This is a genomic window from Pseudomonas sp. MF6396 (assembly GCF_002018915.1).
In the GTDB taxonomy this organism is placed as follows: Bacteria; Pseudomonadota; Gammaproteobacteria; order Pseudomonadales; family Pseudomonadaceae; genus Aquipseudomonas; species Aquipseudomonas palmensis.
In genome coordinates this window covers 108,472-125,052 of record NZ_MVOK01000012.1, presented here as the reverse complement: position 1 = coordinate 125,052, position 16,581 = coordinate 108,472, and the positions used below count along the sequence as shown (strand labels likewise).

The window sequence follows — 16,581 nt, the reverse complement described above, 5'->3', positions numbered from 1 at the left end:
CACGGCGCGGTTTCAACCAGAGTGCGCCGCAGATCGCCATTCAACCCAAGGCTGAGCCTAGCACCTGCTCACTTCAACGCTTCGAGCGTCAGGTCCAGGCATTTGCGTGCCTTTTCCACCAGCTCGTCGATCTCCTCGCAGGTGATGACCAGCGGCGGCGCGATGATCATGGTGTCGCCCACGGCGCGCATGATCAGCCCGTTGTCGAAGCAGAACTGGCGGCAGATCATGCCCACGCCCTTGCCCTCGTAACGGGTGCGGGTCGCCTTGTCCTTGACCAGCTCGATCGCGCCGAGCATGCCCAGGCCACGGACCTCGCCCACCAGCGGATGATCGTTCAGCTCACGCAGACGTTTCTGCAAATACGGTGCCGTTTCTGCCTGAACGCGCTCGATGATTTTCTCGTCGCGCAGGATCCGCAGGTTTTCCAGGGCCACCGCTGCCGCCACCGGGTGGCCGCTGTAGGTGAAGCCGTGGTTGAAGTCGCCGCCCTCGCTGAGCACGGCCGCCACTTCGTCACGCACGATCACGCCGCCCATGGGGATGTAGCCCGAAGTCAGGCCCTTAGCGATGGTCATCAGGTCGGGCTTGAGGCCGTAGTAGTCGGTACCGAACCACTGGCCGGTACGACCGAAACCGCAGATCACCTCATCGGCAATGAACAGGATTTCGTACTTGGCGAGGATTTCCTTGATCTTCGGCCAGTAGGTTTCTGGTGGGATGATCACCCCGCCAGCACCCTGGATCGGCTCGGCGATAAAGGCGGCCACGTTGTCTTCGCCGACCTCGAGGATCTTCTTCTCCAGTTGCTCGGCGGCCCATACGCCGAACGCGTCCGGGGTCATGTCGCCGCCTTCGCCGAACCAGTACGGCTGCGCAATATGCACGATGCCCGGCAGCGTACCGCCCTGCTCGTGCATGCCGCTCATGCCGCCCAGGGCAGCGCCGGCCACGGTGGAGCCGTGATAGCCGTTGACCCGACCGATGATCACCTGCTTCTGCGGCTTGCCCTTGAGCGCCCAGTAATGGCGGACCATGCGCAGGTTGGTGTCGTTGCCTTCGGAGCCGGAGCCGGTGAAGAACACATGGCTCATGCCCGCAGGGGCCACCTCGGTGATCGCCCGGGCCAGCTCCAGCGCCGGCGGGTGGGCGGTCTGGAAGAACAGGTTGTAGTACGGCAGCTCGCGCATCTGGCTGGCTGCCGCCTCGGCCAGTTCTTCACGGCCGTAGCCGACGGCCACGCACCACAGCCCGGCCATGCCGTCGAGGATCTTGTTGCCCTCGCTGTCCCACAGGTGCACGCCCTTGGCCTTGGTGATGATCCGCGGGCCTTTTTCCTTCAGCTGCTTGTAGTCGCTGAACGGCGCCAGGTGATGATCACGACTCAGGTCTTGCCACTCGCGGGTTTGCGGGTTCTTGACGCTCATGTGCTTCTCCGATGACTGACGGCCGCGCTCCTGCGGCCCCGGGGTTTATCAGACCGCGAACAGCAGGAACTCGCGTTCCCAGGAGCTGATCACGCGTTTGAAATTTTCATGCTCGGCGCGTTTGGTGGCGACGTAGCCTGCGATGAATTTCTTGCCCAGGTACGGCTCCAGCGCGCTGCAGTTCTCCATGCGTTCAAGGGCGTCCTCGATGGTCAGCGGCAGGCGCAGGTTGCGCCGCTCGTAACCGCGGCCCTTGACCGGCGCGCTGGGGTTGATGCCTTCGACCATGCCGATGTAGCCGCACAACAGGCTGGCGGCAATCGCCAGGTAAGGGTTGGCGTCGGCGCCGGGCAGGCGGTTTTCCACACGCCGGTTCTGCGGGCCGGCATCCGGCACGCGCAGGCCCACGGTGCGGTTCTCCTCGCCCCACTCCACGTTGACCGGCGCCGAGGTGTCGGGCAGGAAGCGGCGGAACGAGTTGACGTTGGGGGCAAACAGCGGCAGCACCGACGGGATGAACTTCTGCAGGCCACCGACGTGGTGCAGGAACAGCTGGCTCATGCTGCCGTCTTCGTTGGAGAAGATGTTCTTGCCGGTGTTCACGTCGATGATGCTCTGGTGCAGGTGCATCGCACTGCCCGGCTCGCCGGTCATGGGCTTGGCCATGAAGGTGGCGGCGACGTTGTGCTTGAGCGCGGCCTCACGCATGGTGCGCTTGAACACCAGGATCTGGTCGGCCAGCGACAGCGCGTTGCCGTGACGGAAGTTGATTTCCATCTGCGCGGTGCCGTCCTCGTGGATCAGCGTGTCCAGGTCCAGGTGCTGCAGTTCGCACCAGTCGTAGACGTCCTCGAACAGCGGGTCGAATTCGTTGGCGGCCTCGATGGAGAACGACTGGCGACCGGTCTCGGGGCGGCCGGAGCGGCCGATGGGCGGCTGCAGCGGGAAGTCCGGGTCCTCGCAGCGCTTGGTCAGGTAGAACTCCATCTCCGGCGCCACAATCGGCTGCCAGCCTTTGTCGGCGTAGAGCTTCAAGACCTTCTTGAGCACGTTGCGCGGCGACAGCTCGACCGGGTTGCCCTGCTTGTCGTAGGTGTCGTGGATCACCTGCGCGGTGGGCTCGATGGCCCATGGCACCAGGAATACCGCGTTCTCGTCGGGGCGACAGATCATGTCGATGTCGGCCGGATCGAGCAGCTCGTAATAGATGTCATCGTCGACGTAGTCGCCGGTCACCGTCTGCAACAGCACACTTTCGGGCAGGCGCATGCCCTTTTCGGCAATGAACTTGTTGGTGGGGGAGATCTTGCCGCGCGTGATACCGGTGAGGTCGCTGATCAGACACTCGACTTCGGTGATCTTGTGCTCTTTCAACCAATCGGTGAGCTGGTCGAGGTTGTTACTCATAAATACCTCAGGAGGTAAATGTCTGGACTGACGTCAGGACGCCCAGGCTGGGCCGTCCTGCTCATTCTGGATGCCGCACGACGCTAAAGCAAAGCACCTGCCACGGGGCGAACGCGCAGGGCAATACCCGCTGGGCCGCCTGGCCGGCTATAGTGGTGGCAGTCGATTACAGAAGAGGGTGCGATACCGGGCATGCAGCCCAGGCCGTCAATTATTGCGGCCAGGTGGCGGCGCACGGCCACGCGGTATCTGCCGTGGGTGCGGCGGGCGTGCAGACCGATCCGCGCGGTGCGGCCGGTGACGCCGATTGTCGGCTGGCGAGACATGTAACCCCCGGTATTATTGCTGTTATGGGTTGCAACCGAGCTTAGCCTTGTTCATTTTTTTACACAACACCCCTGTAAAAAATAGAATACGGCCCGCTCAAAGTCGCTGTCTCGCTACCAAAGCAGGCCTTGTCGACGCCCTCATTTGCAGCAAAAATGCCGCTTCAGCGCCGTTTTAGGGCATGATGGGGCTGGCTTGACTTCAGCAGGGCTTTCGCGTTGACTGAACCTGCAAGCCCCCATTGATTGATATTTTTAACAACAAAGGTGTTGCATCATGTCGGTACCCCCGCGTGCCGTTCAGCTTAACGAAGCGAACGCGTTCCTTAAGGAACATCCTGAGGTTCTCTACGTTGACCTTCTGATTGCAGATATGAATGGTGTGGTGCGTGGCAAGCGCATCGAACGCACGAGCCTGCACAAGGTTTACGAGAAAGGCATCAACCTGCCGGCCTCCCTCTTCGCCCTGGACATCAACGGTTCCACCGTCGAAAGCACCGGCCTGGGCCTGGACATCGGCGATGCCGACCGTATCTGCTATCCCATCCCCGGTACCCTCTCCAACGAGCCCTGGCAGAAGCGCCCTACCGCGCAGCTGCTGATGACCATGCACGAGCTCGAGGGCGAGCCGTTCTTCGCCGACCCGCGTGAAGTGCTGCGCCAGGTGGTGAGCAAGTTCGACGACCTGGGCCTGACCATCTGCGCCGCGTTCGAGCTGGAGTTCTACCTGATCGACCAGGAGAACGTGAACGGCCGTCCACAGCCGCCGCGCTCGCCGATCTCGGGCAAGCGTCCGATCTCCACCCAGGTGTACCTGATCGACGACCTCGACGAGTACGTCGACTGCCTGCAGGACATTCTGGAAGGTGCCAAGGAACAAGGCATCCCGGCTGATGCCATCGTCAAGGAAAGTGCCCCGGCGCAGTTCGAAGTGAACCTGCACCACGTGGCCGACCCGATCAAGGCCTGCGACTACGCCGTACTGCTCAAGCGTCTGATCAAGAACATCGCCTACGACCATGAGATGGACACCACCTTCATGGCCAAGCCGTACCCTGGCCAGGCGGGCAATGGTCTGCACGTGCATATCTCGGTGCTGGACAAGGATGGCAAGAACATCTTTACCAGCGAGGATCCCGAGCAGAACGCCGCATTGCGTCACGCGATCGGCGGTGTGCTCGAGACCCTGCCGGCGTCGATGGCGTTCCTGTGCCCGAACGTCAACTCGTACCGCCGTTTTGGTGCCCAGTTCTACGTGCCCAACTCCCCGACCTGGGGCCTGGACAACCGTACCGTGGCCTTGCGCGTACCGACCGGCACGCCGGACGCCGTGCGCCTGGAGCACCGTGTGGCCGGTGCCGACGCCAACCCGTACCTGCTGATGGCAGCCGTACTGGCGGGCGTGCACCACGGTCTGACCAACAAGGTCGAACCGGGCCCGGCGATGGTGGGCAACTCCTACGAGCAGAACGAGCAGAGCCTGCCGAACAACCTGCGTGATGCACTGCGCGAGCTGGACGACAGCGAGATCATGGCCAAGTACATCGATCCGAAGTACATCGATATCTTCGTGGCCTGCAAGGAAAGCGAGCTGGAGGAGTTCGAACACTCCATCTCCGACCTTGAGTACAACTGGTACCTGCACACCGTGTAAGGTCCATTCGCCGGCAAGGCCGGCTCCTACAGGGTCGATGTGACCGTGTAGGAGCCGGCCTTGCCGGCGAAGCCCTTAAAGCGCCTTCTCGAAGATCTTCGAATTGCGCTGGTAGTTGTACAGCGAAGCCCGCGCCGCAGGCAGCCGCTCCACCTCGCTGGGCACGAAGCCGCGTTCGCGGAACCAGTGCGCCGTGCGCGTCGTCAGCACGAACAAGTTCTTCAAGCCCATCTCCCGCGCCCGTGTCTCGATGCGCTCCAGCAACTCGTCGCCACGCCCGCCATGCCGGTATTCCGGGTTCACCGCCAGGCACGCCAACTCGCCCGCCTCCGAATCGGCGATCGGGTACAGCGCCGCGCAGGCAATGATCATCCCCTCGCGCTCCACCACACTGAACTGCTCGATCTCGCGCTCCAGCACCTCGCGCGAACGCCGCACCAGGATGCCCTGCTCTTCCAGCGGGCTGATCAGGTCCAGCAGGCCGCCGACATCCTCGATGGCCGCCTCGCGCACCTTCTCGAACTGTTCCTGAGCCACCAACGTGCCGCCACCGTCACGGGTGAACAGCTCGGTGAGCAGCGCACCGTCCTCGGCATAGCTGACGATGTGGCTGCGCGCCACACCGCCACGGCAGGCTTCGGCGGCCGCGTCCAGCAACTCGCCCTGATAGTCCGAGCCCAGGCGCTGCAGATGCGCCGGCACCTGCTGCGGGCGCAGCTCACGCACCAGCCTGCCGCTCTCATCCATCAGCCCGCGCTCGGCGCCGAACAGCAGCAGCTTGTCGGCCCCCAGCTCGATGGCCGCACGGGTGGCGACGTCTTCGCAGGCCAGGTTGAAGATCTCGCCGGTGGGCGAATAGCCCAGCGGCGACAGCAGCACGATGGAGCGCTCGTCGAGCAGGCGATTGATGCCCTTGCGATCGACCCGGCGCACTTCGCCGGTGTGGTGATAATCGACGCCTTCGAGCACGCCGATGGGGCGCGCCGTGACCAGGTTGCCGGCGGCCACGCGCAGGCGCGAACCCTGCATCGGCGACGCGGCCATGTCCATCGACAGGCGCGCCTCGATGGCGATGCGCAGGTGGCCGACCGCGTCGATCACGCATTCCAGGGTGGCCGCATCGGTGATGCGCAGGCCGTGATGGTAGTGCGCGCTAAGGCCGCGGGCGGCCAGGCGGCTTTCGATCTGCGGGCGCGAACCGTGCACCAGCACCAGGCGCACGCCCAGGCTGTGCAGCAGCACCAGGTCGTGGACGATATTGCCGAAGTTGGGGTGCTCGACCCCGTCACCGGGCAGCATGACCACGAAGGTGCAGTCGCGGTGGGCATTGATGTAAGGCGAAGCATGACGCAGCCAATTGACGTATTCGGGCATAACCAGAGCCTGTAGAAACCTGTGGAAAAAGGACAAGAACGGAAAAGCACACAGCGCTCGAAGGGTTATCGTCGCAACAGGTCTGGCGTCACGCGCATTCTCCTTGGGTAAAAACGGTTGAAATCAGCGGGCAATTACCGGGTTGAGGCAATAATGCCCGATCAACTCACGCAATAGACGCACGGTAGGCTCCAGGCGTGACATTTCGAGGTACTCGCCCGGCTGGTGGGCACAGCTGATGTCGCCGGGGCCCAGCACCAGGGTTTCACAGCCCAGACGTTGAAGATAAGGCGCCTCGGTACCAAAGGCCACCGCCTCGGCCGTATGCCCGGTAAGACGCTCGGCCACGCGCACCAGTTCGGCGTCGGCGGCCTGCTCGAACGGCGGCACCTCGGGAAACAGCGGCGCGTAGTCGATCTTCACCTGGTGCTGTTCGGCCAGCGGCGCCAGCTTACTGCGGATCGCAGCACGCAGCACTTCGGGGTCCATGCCCGGCAGCGGACGCAGGTCGAACTCCAGGGCGCACTGCCCGCAGATACGGTTGGGGTTGTCGCCACCGTGGATGCAGCCGAAGTTCATGGTCGGCTGCGGCACGCTGAACTGGGCGTTGCTGTACTGCTGCTGCCATTGCCGGCGCAGGCCCATCAGCTCGCCCATCACCGCATGCATCGCCTCCGAGGCGCTGTGGCCCAGGCTCGGGTCGGACGAATGACCGCTGCGCCCGAGGATATCGATGCGCTCCATCATCACCCCCTTGTGCAGGCGGATCGGGCGCAGCCCGGTCGGCTCGCCGATCACCGCAGCACGGCCCAGCGGGCGGCCGGCGTCGGCCAGGGCGCGGGCGCCGGACATCGAACTTTCCTCGTCGCAGGTGGCCAGAATCAGCAGCGGCTGCCTGAACGGCTGCTCGAGCAGCGGGCGTACCGCCTCGATCACCAGGGCGAAGAAGCCCTTCATGTCGCAACTGCCAAGGCCCACCCAGCGCCCGTCAACCTCGGTCAGCTTGAGCGGATCGGTCTGCCACAGCTGCGGGTCATAGGGCACCGTGTCGCTGTGCCCGGCCAGCACCAGGCCACCGGGGCCGCTGCCGTAGCTGGCCAGCAGGTTGAACTTGCCCGGCGTCACCTCCTGCAGCTCGCAGGCAAAACCCAGGTCACCCAGCCAGGTGGCCAGCAGGTCGATCACCGCGCGGTTGGACTGGTCCAGGCTCGGCTGGGTGCAACTGACCGACGGCGTGGCGATCAGGGCGGCGAACTGGTCTTTGAGCGGCGGCAAAGGCATGCGCATTCTCCTCGGTACGAGGCCCATCATAGGGCTATCGGGCACCTGGAATAAACCGTCAGCGGCCGACTCCTGTACACTGCACGGCCAAGACGCACCCAGTCATCGAGCCTGCCAGCAATGAACAAAGAAACCGAACTCAAACTGCGGGTCAGCCGCGAGACCCTCGCTGCCCTGCGCGAACACCCGTTGCTGAAGAAGCGCAACAAGTCCGGCTGGCAGCAGCGCGAGCTGCTCAATCAATATTTCGATACCCCAGAACGCGACCTGGCCGCGGCCAAGGTGGCCCTGCGCCTGCGCCGTGACGGCGACGTGGTGATCCAGACCCTCAAGGCCCGTGGCCACAGCACCGCCGGACTGTCGGTACGCAACGAGCACGAATGGCAACTGCCCAAGGCCAAGCTCGACCTCAAGAAGCTCGACGAGCAGGTATGGCCGGCCGAGCTGGCCGACCTGGACAAGAAAACCATCAAGCCGCTGTTCAGCACCGACTTCACCCGCGAATACGCCGAAATCGCCTGGGGTCGCGGCAAGGCCAAGGTGGTCATCGAGGCTGCGCTGGACCTGGGCCATGTAGTGGCCGGCAAGCAGAAGGAAGCCATCTGCGAGCTGGAGCTGGAACTGCGTGAAGGCGAGCCGGCCGCACTGCTGGAACTGGCCGCCGAGCTGGCCGCCAGCCTGCCGCTGATGCCGTGCGACATCAGCAAGGCCGAACGCGGCTACCGCCTGCTCGACCCCTCGAGCTTCGCCGTGAGCCTGCCGCCTGCTGAACTGAACGCCGAGATGCCGCTGGACGATGCCTTCGCGGCACTGGCCTGGCACCTGCTGGGCAGCAGCCAGCGCCTGGCCGAGCAGTACCTGTTCAACGGACACTGGCGCCTGCTGCAGGACTGGGTCCAGAGCCTGGCCGAACTGCGCGCCCTGCTCGGCAGCCTGGGCCAGGCCGCGCCGCGCCCGACCACCAGCGCCCTGCGTGCCAGCCTCGACGCCCTGCTCGAGGACTGGCGCCCGCTGGTGCTGGCCGGCAACGACGACGAAGACGTGCGCCGCGCGGCGCCCGAGCAGTTCGCCGAAGAACTGCTCGACACCCGCTGGGGCCAGTTCTCGCTGGACACCTCGCGCTGGCTGCTGGCCCGTGGCTGGACCGTCGAGCGCAACAAACGTGGCGACCGCCAGGGCGCCGCGCAACTGGGCAACTGGCTCAAGGTGCTGCTGTCGGACGAAGCCAACGCGCTGCAACTGCCGCTGTACCACCGCCAGCCTGAAGACCTGGCCGAACAGCTGCCGCGCATCGAGCGCCTGCTGGCCTGGCTGCACCATGCCCGCCAGGTGCTGGAAAGCCCCGACCTGGACCGCCTGTTCGGCGAGCTGAACAAGCTGCACGAACTGGCCAACCTGCCAATCAGCGACGACGTGCTCGAAGCCCGTGTGCATCAGGCCATGGCGGTGTTCCAGAGCCGCGGCTGGAAGCACCTGCTGCGCAAGTGACGGCTACACCGGCAAGCTGGTCGTGGACTTGATTTCGGACAAGGCCACGATCGAGTTGACCTCCTGGATCCCCGGCACCATCGACAGCTTTTCGAAGAAGAATCGTTCGTAGGCTTCGATGTCCGGGGTGACGATGCGCAGCAGGAAGTCCACTGCGCCCATCAGCACATAGCATTCCAGCACCTCGGGAAACTCGCGGATCGCCTCGGTGAATTCGGCGAAGTTGGTCCGCCCGTGGGCGTTGAGTTTGACCTCGGCGAAAATCTGCGTGTTCAGGCCGATCTTCTTGCGATCGAGCAGGGTCACCTGCCCGCGAATCACCCCCTCCTCCTTGAGCCGCTGGATCCGCCGCCAGCACGGCGACTGCGACAGGCCGACCCGTTCGGCAATCTGTGCGCTGGACAGCGACGCATCCTCCTGCAGCAGAGCCAGGATACGTCGATCGTAGGCGTCCAGTTGGCTTTGCATGTTTTATCCCCTCAAGGCGCCATTAATGAATCGAACAATGCGCAGATTACGCAGATCGCTCGATCATAGAGAAAAAATACCCGGTTGAAGATGTAAAAATTCCTCCATCGAAACCGGAGATTTCCCATGAGCGCCCACGAACGGCTGGACAGCCCCGTCACCCCGCTGCGCAGCGATGTCTGGGCCGCCAATGCTGCGCACAGCAGCGTGCGCTACAGCCTGCAGGTGGAAGCCGAGCCGGACAGCCTGTGCCGCGTGCTCAACCTGTTTGCCCTGCAGTTCCTCACCCCGCACCAGGTACAGATGCAGCAGCAGGACGACCTGTTGAACCTGGAGATCGGCGTAGCCGGGCTGAGCTGGCACCGCGCCGAACTGATTGCACAGAAAATGCGCAACCTGATCTGTGTCGCCCAGGTCAGCGTCGAACCCCTGGCGGCCTCGCGCATGCCGTTGCAGCACGTACGCTGAACAGAAAAATCCGGCAACCCTTGCGACAGGCCCTGTGGGCCGCTGGCAGCTAGCCTTGGCTGGCCGCCCGACCTTCGCAAGGAAGCCCCATGCCTGCCACGCCGCCCGATCGCTGGCTCGACCTCGACACCCTGCTCGCCGAACTGCTCGCCCAGCAACGCATCCGCCCCGCCTGTGCCCACCCCTGGCCGCAGGCTGCCAATGAACCCACACATCCGCTGGAGCGCATCGCCCGACGCGGCCTGAACGACCTGCAACGCCCCGGCCATACCCTGGACCTCGATGCCCTGGGCGAATGGCTGGGCCGCCAGGCCGGCCAGCGCCATGTGCGCATCGACCCCCTGGCACTGCAGGCAGCCAGCCTCGGCGGGCTGATGTCGGCCGCATTCGCGCGGCGTCACCAGATTCTGGCCATCGCGGTGGATGCCCACACGGTGACCGTCGCCAGCGCCCAGCCCTACGTACGCAGCTGGGAGCGCGACCTTGGGCAGGTGCTGCAACGCAGGGTGCAGCGGGTGCTGGCCAGCCCGGTGCAGATCCGTGAGCTGAGCCAGGCGGTGTTTCGCCTGGCCCACTCGGTCAGTGGTGCCAGCCAGCAGGCCGTGCCCGGGCCCGAAGGCGCCAGCCTCGAGGCACTGCTTGACCTGGGCAACAGCGCAGGCGACGTCGATGCCAACGAGACGCACATCGTCGGCATCGTCGACTGGCTGTTGCAGTACGCCTTCGAGCAGCGCGCCAGCGATATCCACATCGAGCCGCGCCGCGACCAGGGCCACCTGCGCCTGCGCATCGACGGCCTGCTGCACCCGGCCTACCAGTTCCCGCCGGCAGTGACCCTGGCGGTGGTCAGCCGGCTCAAGAGCCTGGGGCGCATGAACGTCGCGGAAAAGCGCCGCCCGCAGGATGGCCGCATCAAGGCCCGCTCGGCCGCCGGCGCCGAGGTCGAGCTGCGCCTGGCCACCCTGCCCACCGCGTTCGGCGAGAAACTGGTACTGCGTATCTTCGACCCGCACCTGCTGCACCAGGACTTCACCCAGCTGGGCCTGGACGGCAAGGCGCTGCAGCACTGGCAGGCGATGCTGCGCCAGCCCCACGGCATCATCCTGGTGACCGGGCCGACCGGCTCGGGCAAGACCAGCACCCTGTACGCCACCCTCAAGCAACTGGCCACGCCACAGGTCAACCTGTGCACCCTCGAAGACCCGATCGAACAGCTCGAGCCGGCCTTCAACCAGATGCAGGTGCAGCCCGGCATCGACCTGGGCTTTGCCAACGGTGTGCGTGCGCTGCTGCGCCAGGACCCGGACATCATCATGATCGGCGAGATCCGCGATGCCGACACCGCGCAGGTGGCGATCCAGGCCGCGCTCACCGGCCACCTGGTGCTCTCGACCCTGCACACCAACGATGCCTGCGGCGCCGTCGGGCGCCTGCTGGAACTGGGCATCGCGCCGTACCTGATCCGTGCCACGCTGGTCGGCGTGCTGGCCCAGCGCCTGGTGCGCACGCTGTGCCCGGCGTGCAAGGTGGCGCAGCCGCTCGACATGGCGCACTGGCGCGAACTCGACCCGCAGGCGCCGCTGCCCACCGCTACCTGCCAGGCTGAAGGCTGCCGCGATTGCCGGTACACCGGCTACCGGGGCCGCACCGGCCTGTTCGAGCTGCTGCCTGTGAGCCCACGCCTGCGCGAGCAGCTGTCGGGCGACGTCGACCTGGCAAACCTGCGCCGCCAGGCCCGGGCCGAGGGGCTGGGCAGCCTGCGCACGAGCGGCGCGCAAAAAGTCGCCGCAGGGCTGACTACACTGACAGAAGTGATTCGCGTTACTGCATGAAATGAAATGATCCGGCGCTGGCCTGCACAGCTGACCACATGCCAAGCTTGCGCACTTTCAGTCCTGCTGACCAAGGAAACGTCATGCAAATCGGAATGGTAATGCTGTTGTTCGTGGGCCTGGCCCTGGCGCTGGTGTTCATGGGGTTCAAGGTGGTGCCGCAGGGTTTCCAGTGGACCGTGGAACGCTTTGGCCGCTACACCACCACCCTCAAGCCGGGCCTCAACATCATCGTGCCGGTGATGGACCGCATCGGGCGCAAGATCAACATGATGGAAAGCGTGCTGGACATCCCGCCGCAGGAAGTCATCACCGCCGACAACGCCACCGTGCAGATCGATGCGGTGTGCTTCTTCCAGGTGGTCAACACGGCGCAGGCCGCCTACGAGGTCAACAACCTCGAGCACGCCACCCGCAACCTGCTGCAGACCAACATCCGTACCGTGCTCGGCTCCATGGAACTGGACGCCATGCTCAGCCAGCGCGACGCCATCAACGAGCGCCTGCTGCGCACCGTGGATGAAGCCACCGCACCGTGGGGCATCAAGATCACCCGTATCGAGATCAAGGACATCAGCCCGCCGGCCGACCTGATGGCCGCCATGTCCGGGCAGATGAAAGCCGAGCGGGTCAAGCGTGCGCAGATCCTCGAAGCCGAGGGCCTGCGGGCGGCTGCCATCCTCACCGCCGAAGGCAAGAAACAGGCGCAGATCCTCGAGGCCGAGGGTGAGCGTCAGGCGGCCTTCCTGGAATCGGAGGCCCGCGAGCGCCAGGCCGAAGCCGAAGCCCGCGCCACCCAGGTGGTGTCCGAGGCCATCGCCAACGGCAATGTGCAGGCCATCAACTACTTCGTGGCGCAGAAATACGTCGACGCGCTGGGCAAGCTGGCCTCGGCCAACAACAGCAAGGTGGTGCTGATGCCGCTGGAAGCCAGCCAGGTGATCGGCGCCGTCGGCGGCATCGGCGAGATCGTGCGGGCCACCTTCGACGGCAAGAAGGGCTGAGCATGTGGGACTACCTGCAACACCTGTCGTTCTGGGACTGGCTGGCGCTCGGTACGCTGCTGCTGATCCTGGAGGTGTTCGGCGCCGGCGGCTACCTGCTGTGGATCGGGGTGGCGGCGGCGGGCGTGGGCGTGATTACCTTCGTCGTCCCGCAGCTGCCGTGGACCTTGCAGTTCCTGCTGTTCGGCCTGCTGTCGGTATTCACCGCAGTGTTCTGGTGGCACCGTCAGCGCAGCAATGCCAGCCCCAGCGATGCGCCGGGGCTGAACATGCGCGGCCAGGAACTGATCGGCCGGACCTTCGTGGTGCAGGAGGCCATCGTGGGCGGTCGCGGCAAGATCAAGGTCGGCGACGGGGTGTGGATGGTCCGCGGGCCGGACCTGCCGGTGGGCACCCCGGTGCAAGTGCTGTCGCAGGACGGCGCGATACTGCAGGTTGGCCCCGCACCGTAGGCCCTGGGGAACTTGCCTGGGGAAATCACGATCCAACGCACCATAATAGCCCCCACACTGGAGTAAGCCCCATGCGCGTCAAACTTGCGGTTGCCACCCTTGCCTTGTTGTCGCTGCCGGTTGGCTCGGCGATGGCTGATGGCTTCTGGCGTGATGTGATTTCGTCCGGTGCCACCACCGGCTCCACCTACCTGACCTTCAAGGACCACAAGCTGGTGGTGGCGGCGCAGGAAGATGCCAGCAGCTATGTGGCCAGCAACGGCCAGATCAGCGGGCCGTATCTTGAGGCTGCCATGCAGCGTGTGCGTGCCGAGCAGCCAGGGCTGCAGGTCAGCGACATGGAACTGGCCAATGCGATCCTGGCGCAGAATGCCGTGACCGAGTAATCACCTCGCCGGCAATGCCGGCTCCTACAGGAGCCAGCCTTGTCGGCCACGAGGCCCTGGCCTCAGCGATAATCCTCCACCGGCACACACGCACAGAACAGGTTGCGGTCCCCGTACACGTTGTCCACCCGGTTCACCGCCGGCCAGTACTTGTGCAGCCGCGCATGGTGGCTCGGCGCAACACCCTGTTCGATCGAGTAAGGTCGTTCCCACACCCCCAGCACATCCGCCAAGGTATGCGGCGCCCGCTTGAGCGGGTTGTCCTCGGCTGGCCAGTTGCCGTTCTGCACCTCTGCAATCTCGGCCCGAATCTTCAGCATCGCCTCCACGAAGCGGTCCAGCTCGGCCTTGGACTCGCTCTCGGTCGGCTCCACCATCAAGGTGCCCGGCACCGGGAACGACATGGTCGGCGCATGGAACCCGTAGTCCATCAGGCGCTTGGCCACATCCTCTTCGGTGATGGCGGTCAGCGTCTTCAAGGGCCGCAGGTCGAGGATGCACTCATGCGCCACCCGCCCATTGCGCCCGCGGTACAGCACCGGGAACGCCCCGCCCAACTGCTGGGCCAGATAGTTGGCCGACAGGATCGCCACCTCGCTGGCACCGGCCAGTTGCGGCCCCATCATGGCGATGTACATCCAGCTGATCGGCAGGATGCTCGCACTGCCCCAGGGCGCCGCACTGACCGCGGTGTTCTGCGGGTCGGGCCCGGGCACCGGCACCACCGGATGGCTGGCCACGAACGGTGCCAGGTGTGCACGCACGCCGATCGGGCCCATGCCCGGCCCGCCACCGCCATGGGGAATGCAGAAGGTCTTGTGCAGGTTCATGTGCGATACATCGGCACCGATGTCCGCCGGCCGCGCCAACCCGACCTGGGCATTGAGGTTGGCGCCATCCATGTACACCTGGCCACCGTGGCTGTGGATAACTTCGCAGATCTCACTGATGCCTTCCTCGTACACACCGTGGGTCGACGGGTAGGTGGCCATCAGGCAGGCCAGGCGCTCACCTGCCGCCTGGGCCTTGGCCTTGAGGTCGGCCAGGTCGACGTTGCCCGCCACATCGCATTCCACGATCACCACCTGCATGCCGGCCATCTGCGCAGACGCCGGGTTGGTGCCGTGCGCCGAGGCCGGGATCAGGCAGATATCGCGCTGACCCTGCTGGCGGCTGCGGTGGTACTTGCTGATCGCCAGCAGCCCCGCGTATTCACCCTGGGCACCGGAGTTGGGTTGCATGCAGATGGCATCGAAACCGGTGATCGCGCACAGCCAGCGCTCCAGCTCGTCGATCATCGCGGTATAGCCCTGGGCCTGGCTGAGCGGCGCGAACGGGTGCAGGTTGGCGAAGGCCGGCCAGGTGATGGGGATCATCTCGCTGCTGGCGTTGAGCTTCATGGTGCACGAGCCCAGCGGGATCATCGACTGGTTGAGGGCCAGGTCCTTGTTCTCCAGCTGCTTGAGGTAACGCAGCATCTCGGTTTCGCTGTGGTGCAGGTTGAACACCGGGTGCGTCAGAAACGCCGACTGGCGCTGCAAGGCGTCGGGGATGCCGCTGTGCTGCGCCTGGGCATCCAGCTCGGCCACGCACAACCCATGGTCGGCGCCCAGGAAGATGCCGAAAAGGCGCAGCACCGTGGCCTCGTCGCAGGTTTCATCCAGGCTTACGCCCAGGTGCCCGCGGCCCAGGATGCGCAGGTTGATCTGCGCGGCCTCGGCGCTCTGGATGATCGCGGTCTGGCTGCCGCCGACGTCCAGGGTCAGGGTGTCGAAGAAGTGCTCGTTCAAGCGCTTGAGCCCCTTGGCTTGCAGGCCGGCAGCCAGGATCACCGTGAGCCGGTGCACCCGCTGGGCGATGCGCCTGAGCCCTTCGGGCCCGTGGTACACGGCATAGAACCCGGCGATGTTGGCCAGCAGCACCTGCGCGGTGCAGATGTTGGAGTTGGCCTTCTCGCGGCGGATGTGCTGTTCGCGGGTCTGCAGGGCCATGCGCAGCGCCAGGTTGCCGCGCGCGTCCTTGGAAACGCCGATGATGCGCCCTGGCATGGCGCGCTTGAAGTCGTCGCGGCAGGCAAAGTAGGCCGCGTGCGGGCCGCCGTAGCCCATGGGCACGCCAAAGCGCTGGGTCGAGCCGAGCACCACGTCGGCGCCCTGCTCGCCCGGCGGGGTCAACAGCACCAGACTCAGCAGATCGGCGGCGACGCAGGCCAGCGCCTGCTGGGCATGCAGCTGCTCGATGGCCGGGCGCAGGTCGTGCACCCCGCCGTGGGTGTTGGGGTATTGCAGCAGCGCGCCGAACACCCGGTGCTTGTCCAGGTTGTCCAGCCCATCGACGATCAGCTCGAAGCCGAAGCCCTCGGCGCGGGTCTGCAATACGGACAGGGTCTGCGGGTGGCAATGTTCATCGACGAAGAACGCATTGCTGCGCGACTTGGCCATGCGCCGTGCCAGAGCCATGGCTTCGGCAGCGGCCGTCGCTTCGTCGAGCAGCGAGGCATTGGCCAGGTCCAGCCCGGTCAGGTCGATGACCATCTGCTGGTAATTGAGCAGCGCCTCCAGGCGACCCTGGGCGATCTCCGGCTGATACGGCGTATAGGCGGTGTACCAGCCGGGGTTCTCCAGCACGTTGCGCAGGATCACCGTGGGCGTCAGGGTAGCGTGGTACCCCATGCCGATCAGGCTGGTCCACACCTGGTTCTGCTCGGCGTAACCGCGCAGTTTTGCCAGGGCGGCCTGTTCATCAAGCGCCGGGGGCAGTTCCAGCGGGCGGTTCAGGCGAATGCCCGGCGGGACGGTCTGCTCGATCAGTTCACTGCGACTGCTCAGGCCCAGGGCCTGCAACATCGCCTGCTGCTCGGCCGCATCCGGGCCAAGATGACGACGCAGGAACGGGTTGGGATCGTGCAGTTGGCTCAGGGACGGCGACTGGGACATAGCGGCTCTCTCTTCCAAGACCAAGCCTCGAGGGGTCGAGGCTTATTGAGTCTAGGAAGGGATTGCCGTTCGTGCGGG

The 16,581-nt window shown here is 65.2% G+C and carries 13 protein-coding genes; 7 read left to right on the top strand and 6 right to left on the bottom strand.

Annotated features, from left to right (window positions below; genetic code table 11):
- Positions 1-68: 68 nt before the first annotated feature.
- Both MF6396_RS14435 and MF6396_RS14430 read right to left on the bottom strand, forming a co-directional pair.
- Complete coding sequence (locus MF6396_RS14435; RefSeq protein ID WP_043863425.1) at positions 69-1,427, bottom strand: aspartate aminotransferase family protein; 1,359 nt, start codon at positions 1,425-1,427, stop codon at positions 69-71.
- 48 nt (positions 1,428-1,475) lie between these two features.
- Positions 1,476-2,834, bottom strand: a complete 1,359-nt coding sequence (locus tag MF6396_RS14430) for a glutamine synthetase family protein (protein WP_043863424.1) — start codon at positions 2,832-2,834, stop codon at positions 1,476-1,478.
- Between the two features lie 603 nt (positions 2,835-3,437).
- Between MF6396_RS14430 and MF6396_RS14425 the strand changes: the two genes are divergently transcribed.
- Entirely contained in the window at positions 3,438-4,814 is a 1,377-nt protein-coding gene (locus tag MF6396_RS14425) for a glutamine synthetase family protein (RefSeq protein WP_043863423.1), read from the top strand.
- A gap of 75 nt (positions 4,815-4,889) precedes the next feature.
- Here the strand turns inward: MF6396_RS14425 and argA are convergent, their stop codons facing one another.
- Positions 4,890-6,188 carry an amino-acid N-acetyltransferase gene (gene argA, locus MF6396_RS14420; protein ID WP_058541759.1) on the bottom strand — a complete coding sequence of 433 codons (1,299 nt, stop codon included), beginning with the start codon at positions 6,186-6,188 and terminating at the stop codon, positions 4,890-4,892.
- A 123-nt stretch (positions 6,189-6,311) separates the two neighbouring features.
- The gene (gene argE / locus MF6396_RS14415; RefSeq protein ID WP_043863421.1) at positions 6,312-7,469 is read right to left on the bottom strand and encodes an acetylornithine deacetylase; all 1,158 of its coding nucleotides are present in this window, start codon (positions 7,467-7,469) and stop codon (positions 6,312-6,314) included.
- A gap of 120 nt (positions 7,470-7,589) precedes the next feature.
- Here argE and MF6396_RS14410 point away from each other — a divergent pair, with 120 nt between their 5' ends.
- Positions 7,590-8,957 (top strand): CYTH domain-containing protein, encoded by a 1,368-nt coding sequence (locus MF6396_RS14410; protein ID WP_078480696.1) that lies wholly within the window; start codon positions 7,590-7,592, stop codon positions 8,955-8,957.
- 3 nt (positions 8,958-8,960) lie between these two features.
- On the opposite strand, the gene MF6396_RS14405 is transcribed toward MF6396_RS14410, so the two are convergent.
- The gene (locus MF6396_RS14405) at positions 8,961-9,425 is read right to left on the bottom strand and encodes an Lrp/AsnC family transcriptional regulator (protein ID WP_043863419.1); all 465 of its coding nucleotides are present in this window, start codon (positions 9,423-9,425) and stop codon (positions 8,961-8,963) included.
- Between the two features lie 126 nt (positions 9,426-9,551).
- Here MF6396_RS14405 and MF6396_RS14400 point away from each other — a divergent pair, with 126 nt between their 5' ends.
- From MF6396_RS14400 to MF6396_RS14380, 5 genes are all read left to right on the top strand, one after another.
- Positions 9,552-9,893 carry a hypothetical protein gene (locus tag MF6396_RS14400; protein WP_078480694.1) on the top strand — a complete coding sequence of 114 codons (342 nt, stop codon included), beginning with the start codon at positions 9,552-9,554 and terminating at the stop codon, positions 9,891-9,893.
- Between the two features lie 89 nt (positions 9,894-9,982).
- A complete protein-coding gene (locus MF6396_RS14395; RefSeq protein ID WP_078480693.1) occupies positions 9,983-11,725 on the top strand; it encodes a GspE/PulE family protein in 1,743 nt (580 codons plus the stop codon).
- A gap of 83 nt (positions 11,726-11,808) precedes the next feature.
- Complete coding sequence (locus MF6396_RS14390) at positions 11,809-12,729, top strand: SPFH domain-containing protein (protein WP_043863416.1); 921 nt, start codon at positions 11,809-11,811, stop codon at positions 12,727-12,729.
- Between the two features lie 2 nt (positions 12,730-12,731).
- Positions 12,732-13,181 (top strand): NfeD family protein, encoded by a 450-nt coding sequence (locus MF6396_RS14385; protein ID WP_054915507.1) that lies wholly within the window; start codon positions 12,732-12,734, stop codon positions 13,179-13,181.
- A 71-nt stretch (positions 13,182-13,252) separates the two neighbouring features.
- The gene (locus MF6396_RS14380; protein WP_043863414.1) at positions 13,253-13,567 is read left to right on the top strand and encodes a DUF2388 domain-containing protein; all 315 of its coding nucleotides are present in this window, start codon (positions 13,253-13,255) and stop codon (positions 13,565-13,567) included.
- A 62-nt stretch (positions 13,568-13,629) separates the two neighbouring features.
- Here the strand turns inward: MF6396_RS14380 and gcvP are convergent, their stop codons facing one another.
- The gene (gene gcvP, locus MF6396_RS14375) at positions 13,630-16,503 is read right to left on the bottom strand and encodes an aminomethyl-transferring glycine dehydrogenase (protein ID WP_058541756.1); all 2,874 of its coding nucleotides are present in this window, start codon (positions 16,501-16,503) and stop codon (positions 13,630-13,632) included.
- Between the last annotated feature and the right edge of the window lie 78 nt (positions 16,504-16,581).

Bases quoted from the DNA above. Each gene is read 5' to 3' on its own strand.
- MF6396_RS14400 (WP_078480694.1), top strand. From the start codon at position 9,552: ATGAGCGCCCACGAACGGCTGGACAGCCCCGTCACCCCGCTGCGCAGC.
- MF6396_RS14380 (WP_043863414.1), top strand. From the start codon at position 13,253: ATGCGCGTCAAACTTGCGGTTGCCACCCTTGCCTTGTTGTCGCTGCCG.
- argA (WP_058541759.1), bottom strand. From the start codon at position 6,188: ATGCCCGAATACGTCAATTGGCTGCGTCATGCTTCGCCTTACATCAAT.
- MF6396_RS14410 (WP_078480696.1), top strand. From the start codon at position 7,590: ATGAACAAAGAAACCGAACTCAAACTGCGGGTCAGCCGCGAGACCCTC.
- MF6396_RS14390 (WP_043863416.1), top strand. From the start codon at position 11,809: ATGCAAATCGGAATGGTAATGCTGTTGTTCGTGGGCCTGGCCCTGGCG.
- MF6396_RS14430 (WP_043863424.1), bottom strand. From the start codon at position 2,834: ATGAGTAACAACCTCGACCAGCTCACCGATTGGTTGAAAGAGCACAAG.
- MF6396_RS14425 (WP_043863423.1), top strand. From the start codon at position 3,438: ATGTCGGTACCCCCGCGTGCCGTTCAGCTTAACGAAGCGAACGCGTTC.
- MF6396_RS14385 (WP_054915507.1), top strand. From the start codon at position 12,732: ATGTGGGACTACCTGCAACACCTGTCGTTCTGGGACTGGCTGGCGCTC.
- gcvP (WP_058541756.1), bottom strand. From the start codon at position 16,503: ATGTCCCAGTCGCCGTCCCTGAGCCAACTGCACGATCCCAACCCGTTC.
- MF6396_RS14435 (WP_043863425.1), bottom strand. From the start codon at position 1,427: ATGAGCGTCAAGAACCCGCAAACCCGCGAGTGGCAAGACCTGAGTCGT.
- MF6396_RS14395 (WP_078480693.1), top strand. From the start codon at position 9,983: ATGCCTGCCACGCCGCCCGATCGCTGGCTCGACCTCGACACCCTGCTC.
- argE (WP_043863421.1), bottom strand. From the start codon at position 7,469: ATGCCTTTGCCGCCGCTCAAAGACCAGTTCGCCGCCCTGATCGCCACG.
- MF6396_RS14405 (WP_043863419.1), bottom strand. From the start codon at position 9,425: ATGCAAAGCCAACTGGACGCCTACGATCGACGTATCCTGGCTCTGCTG.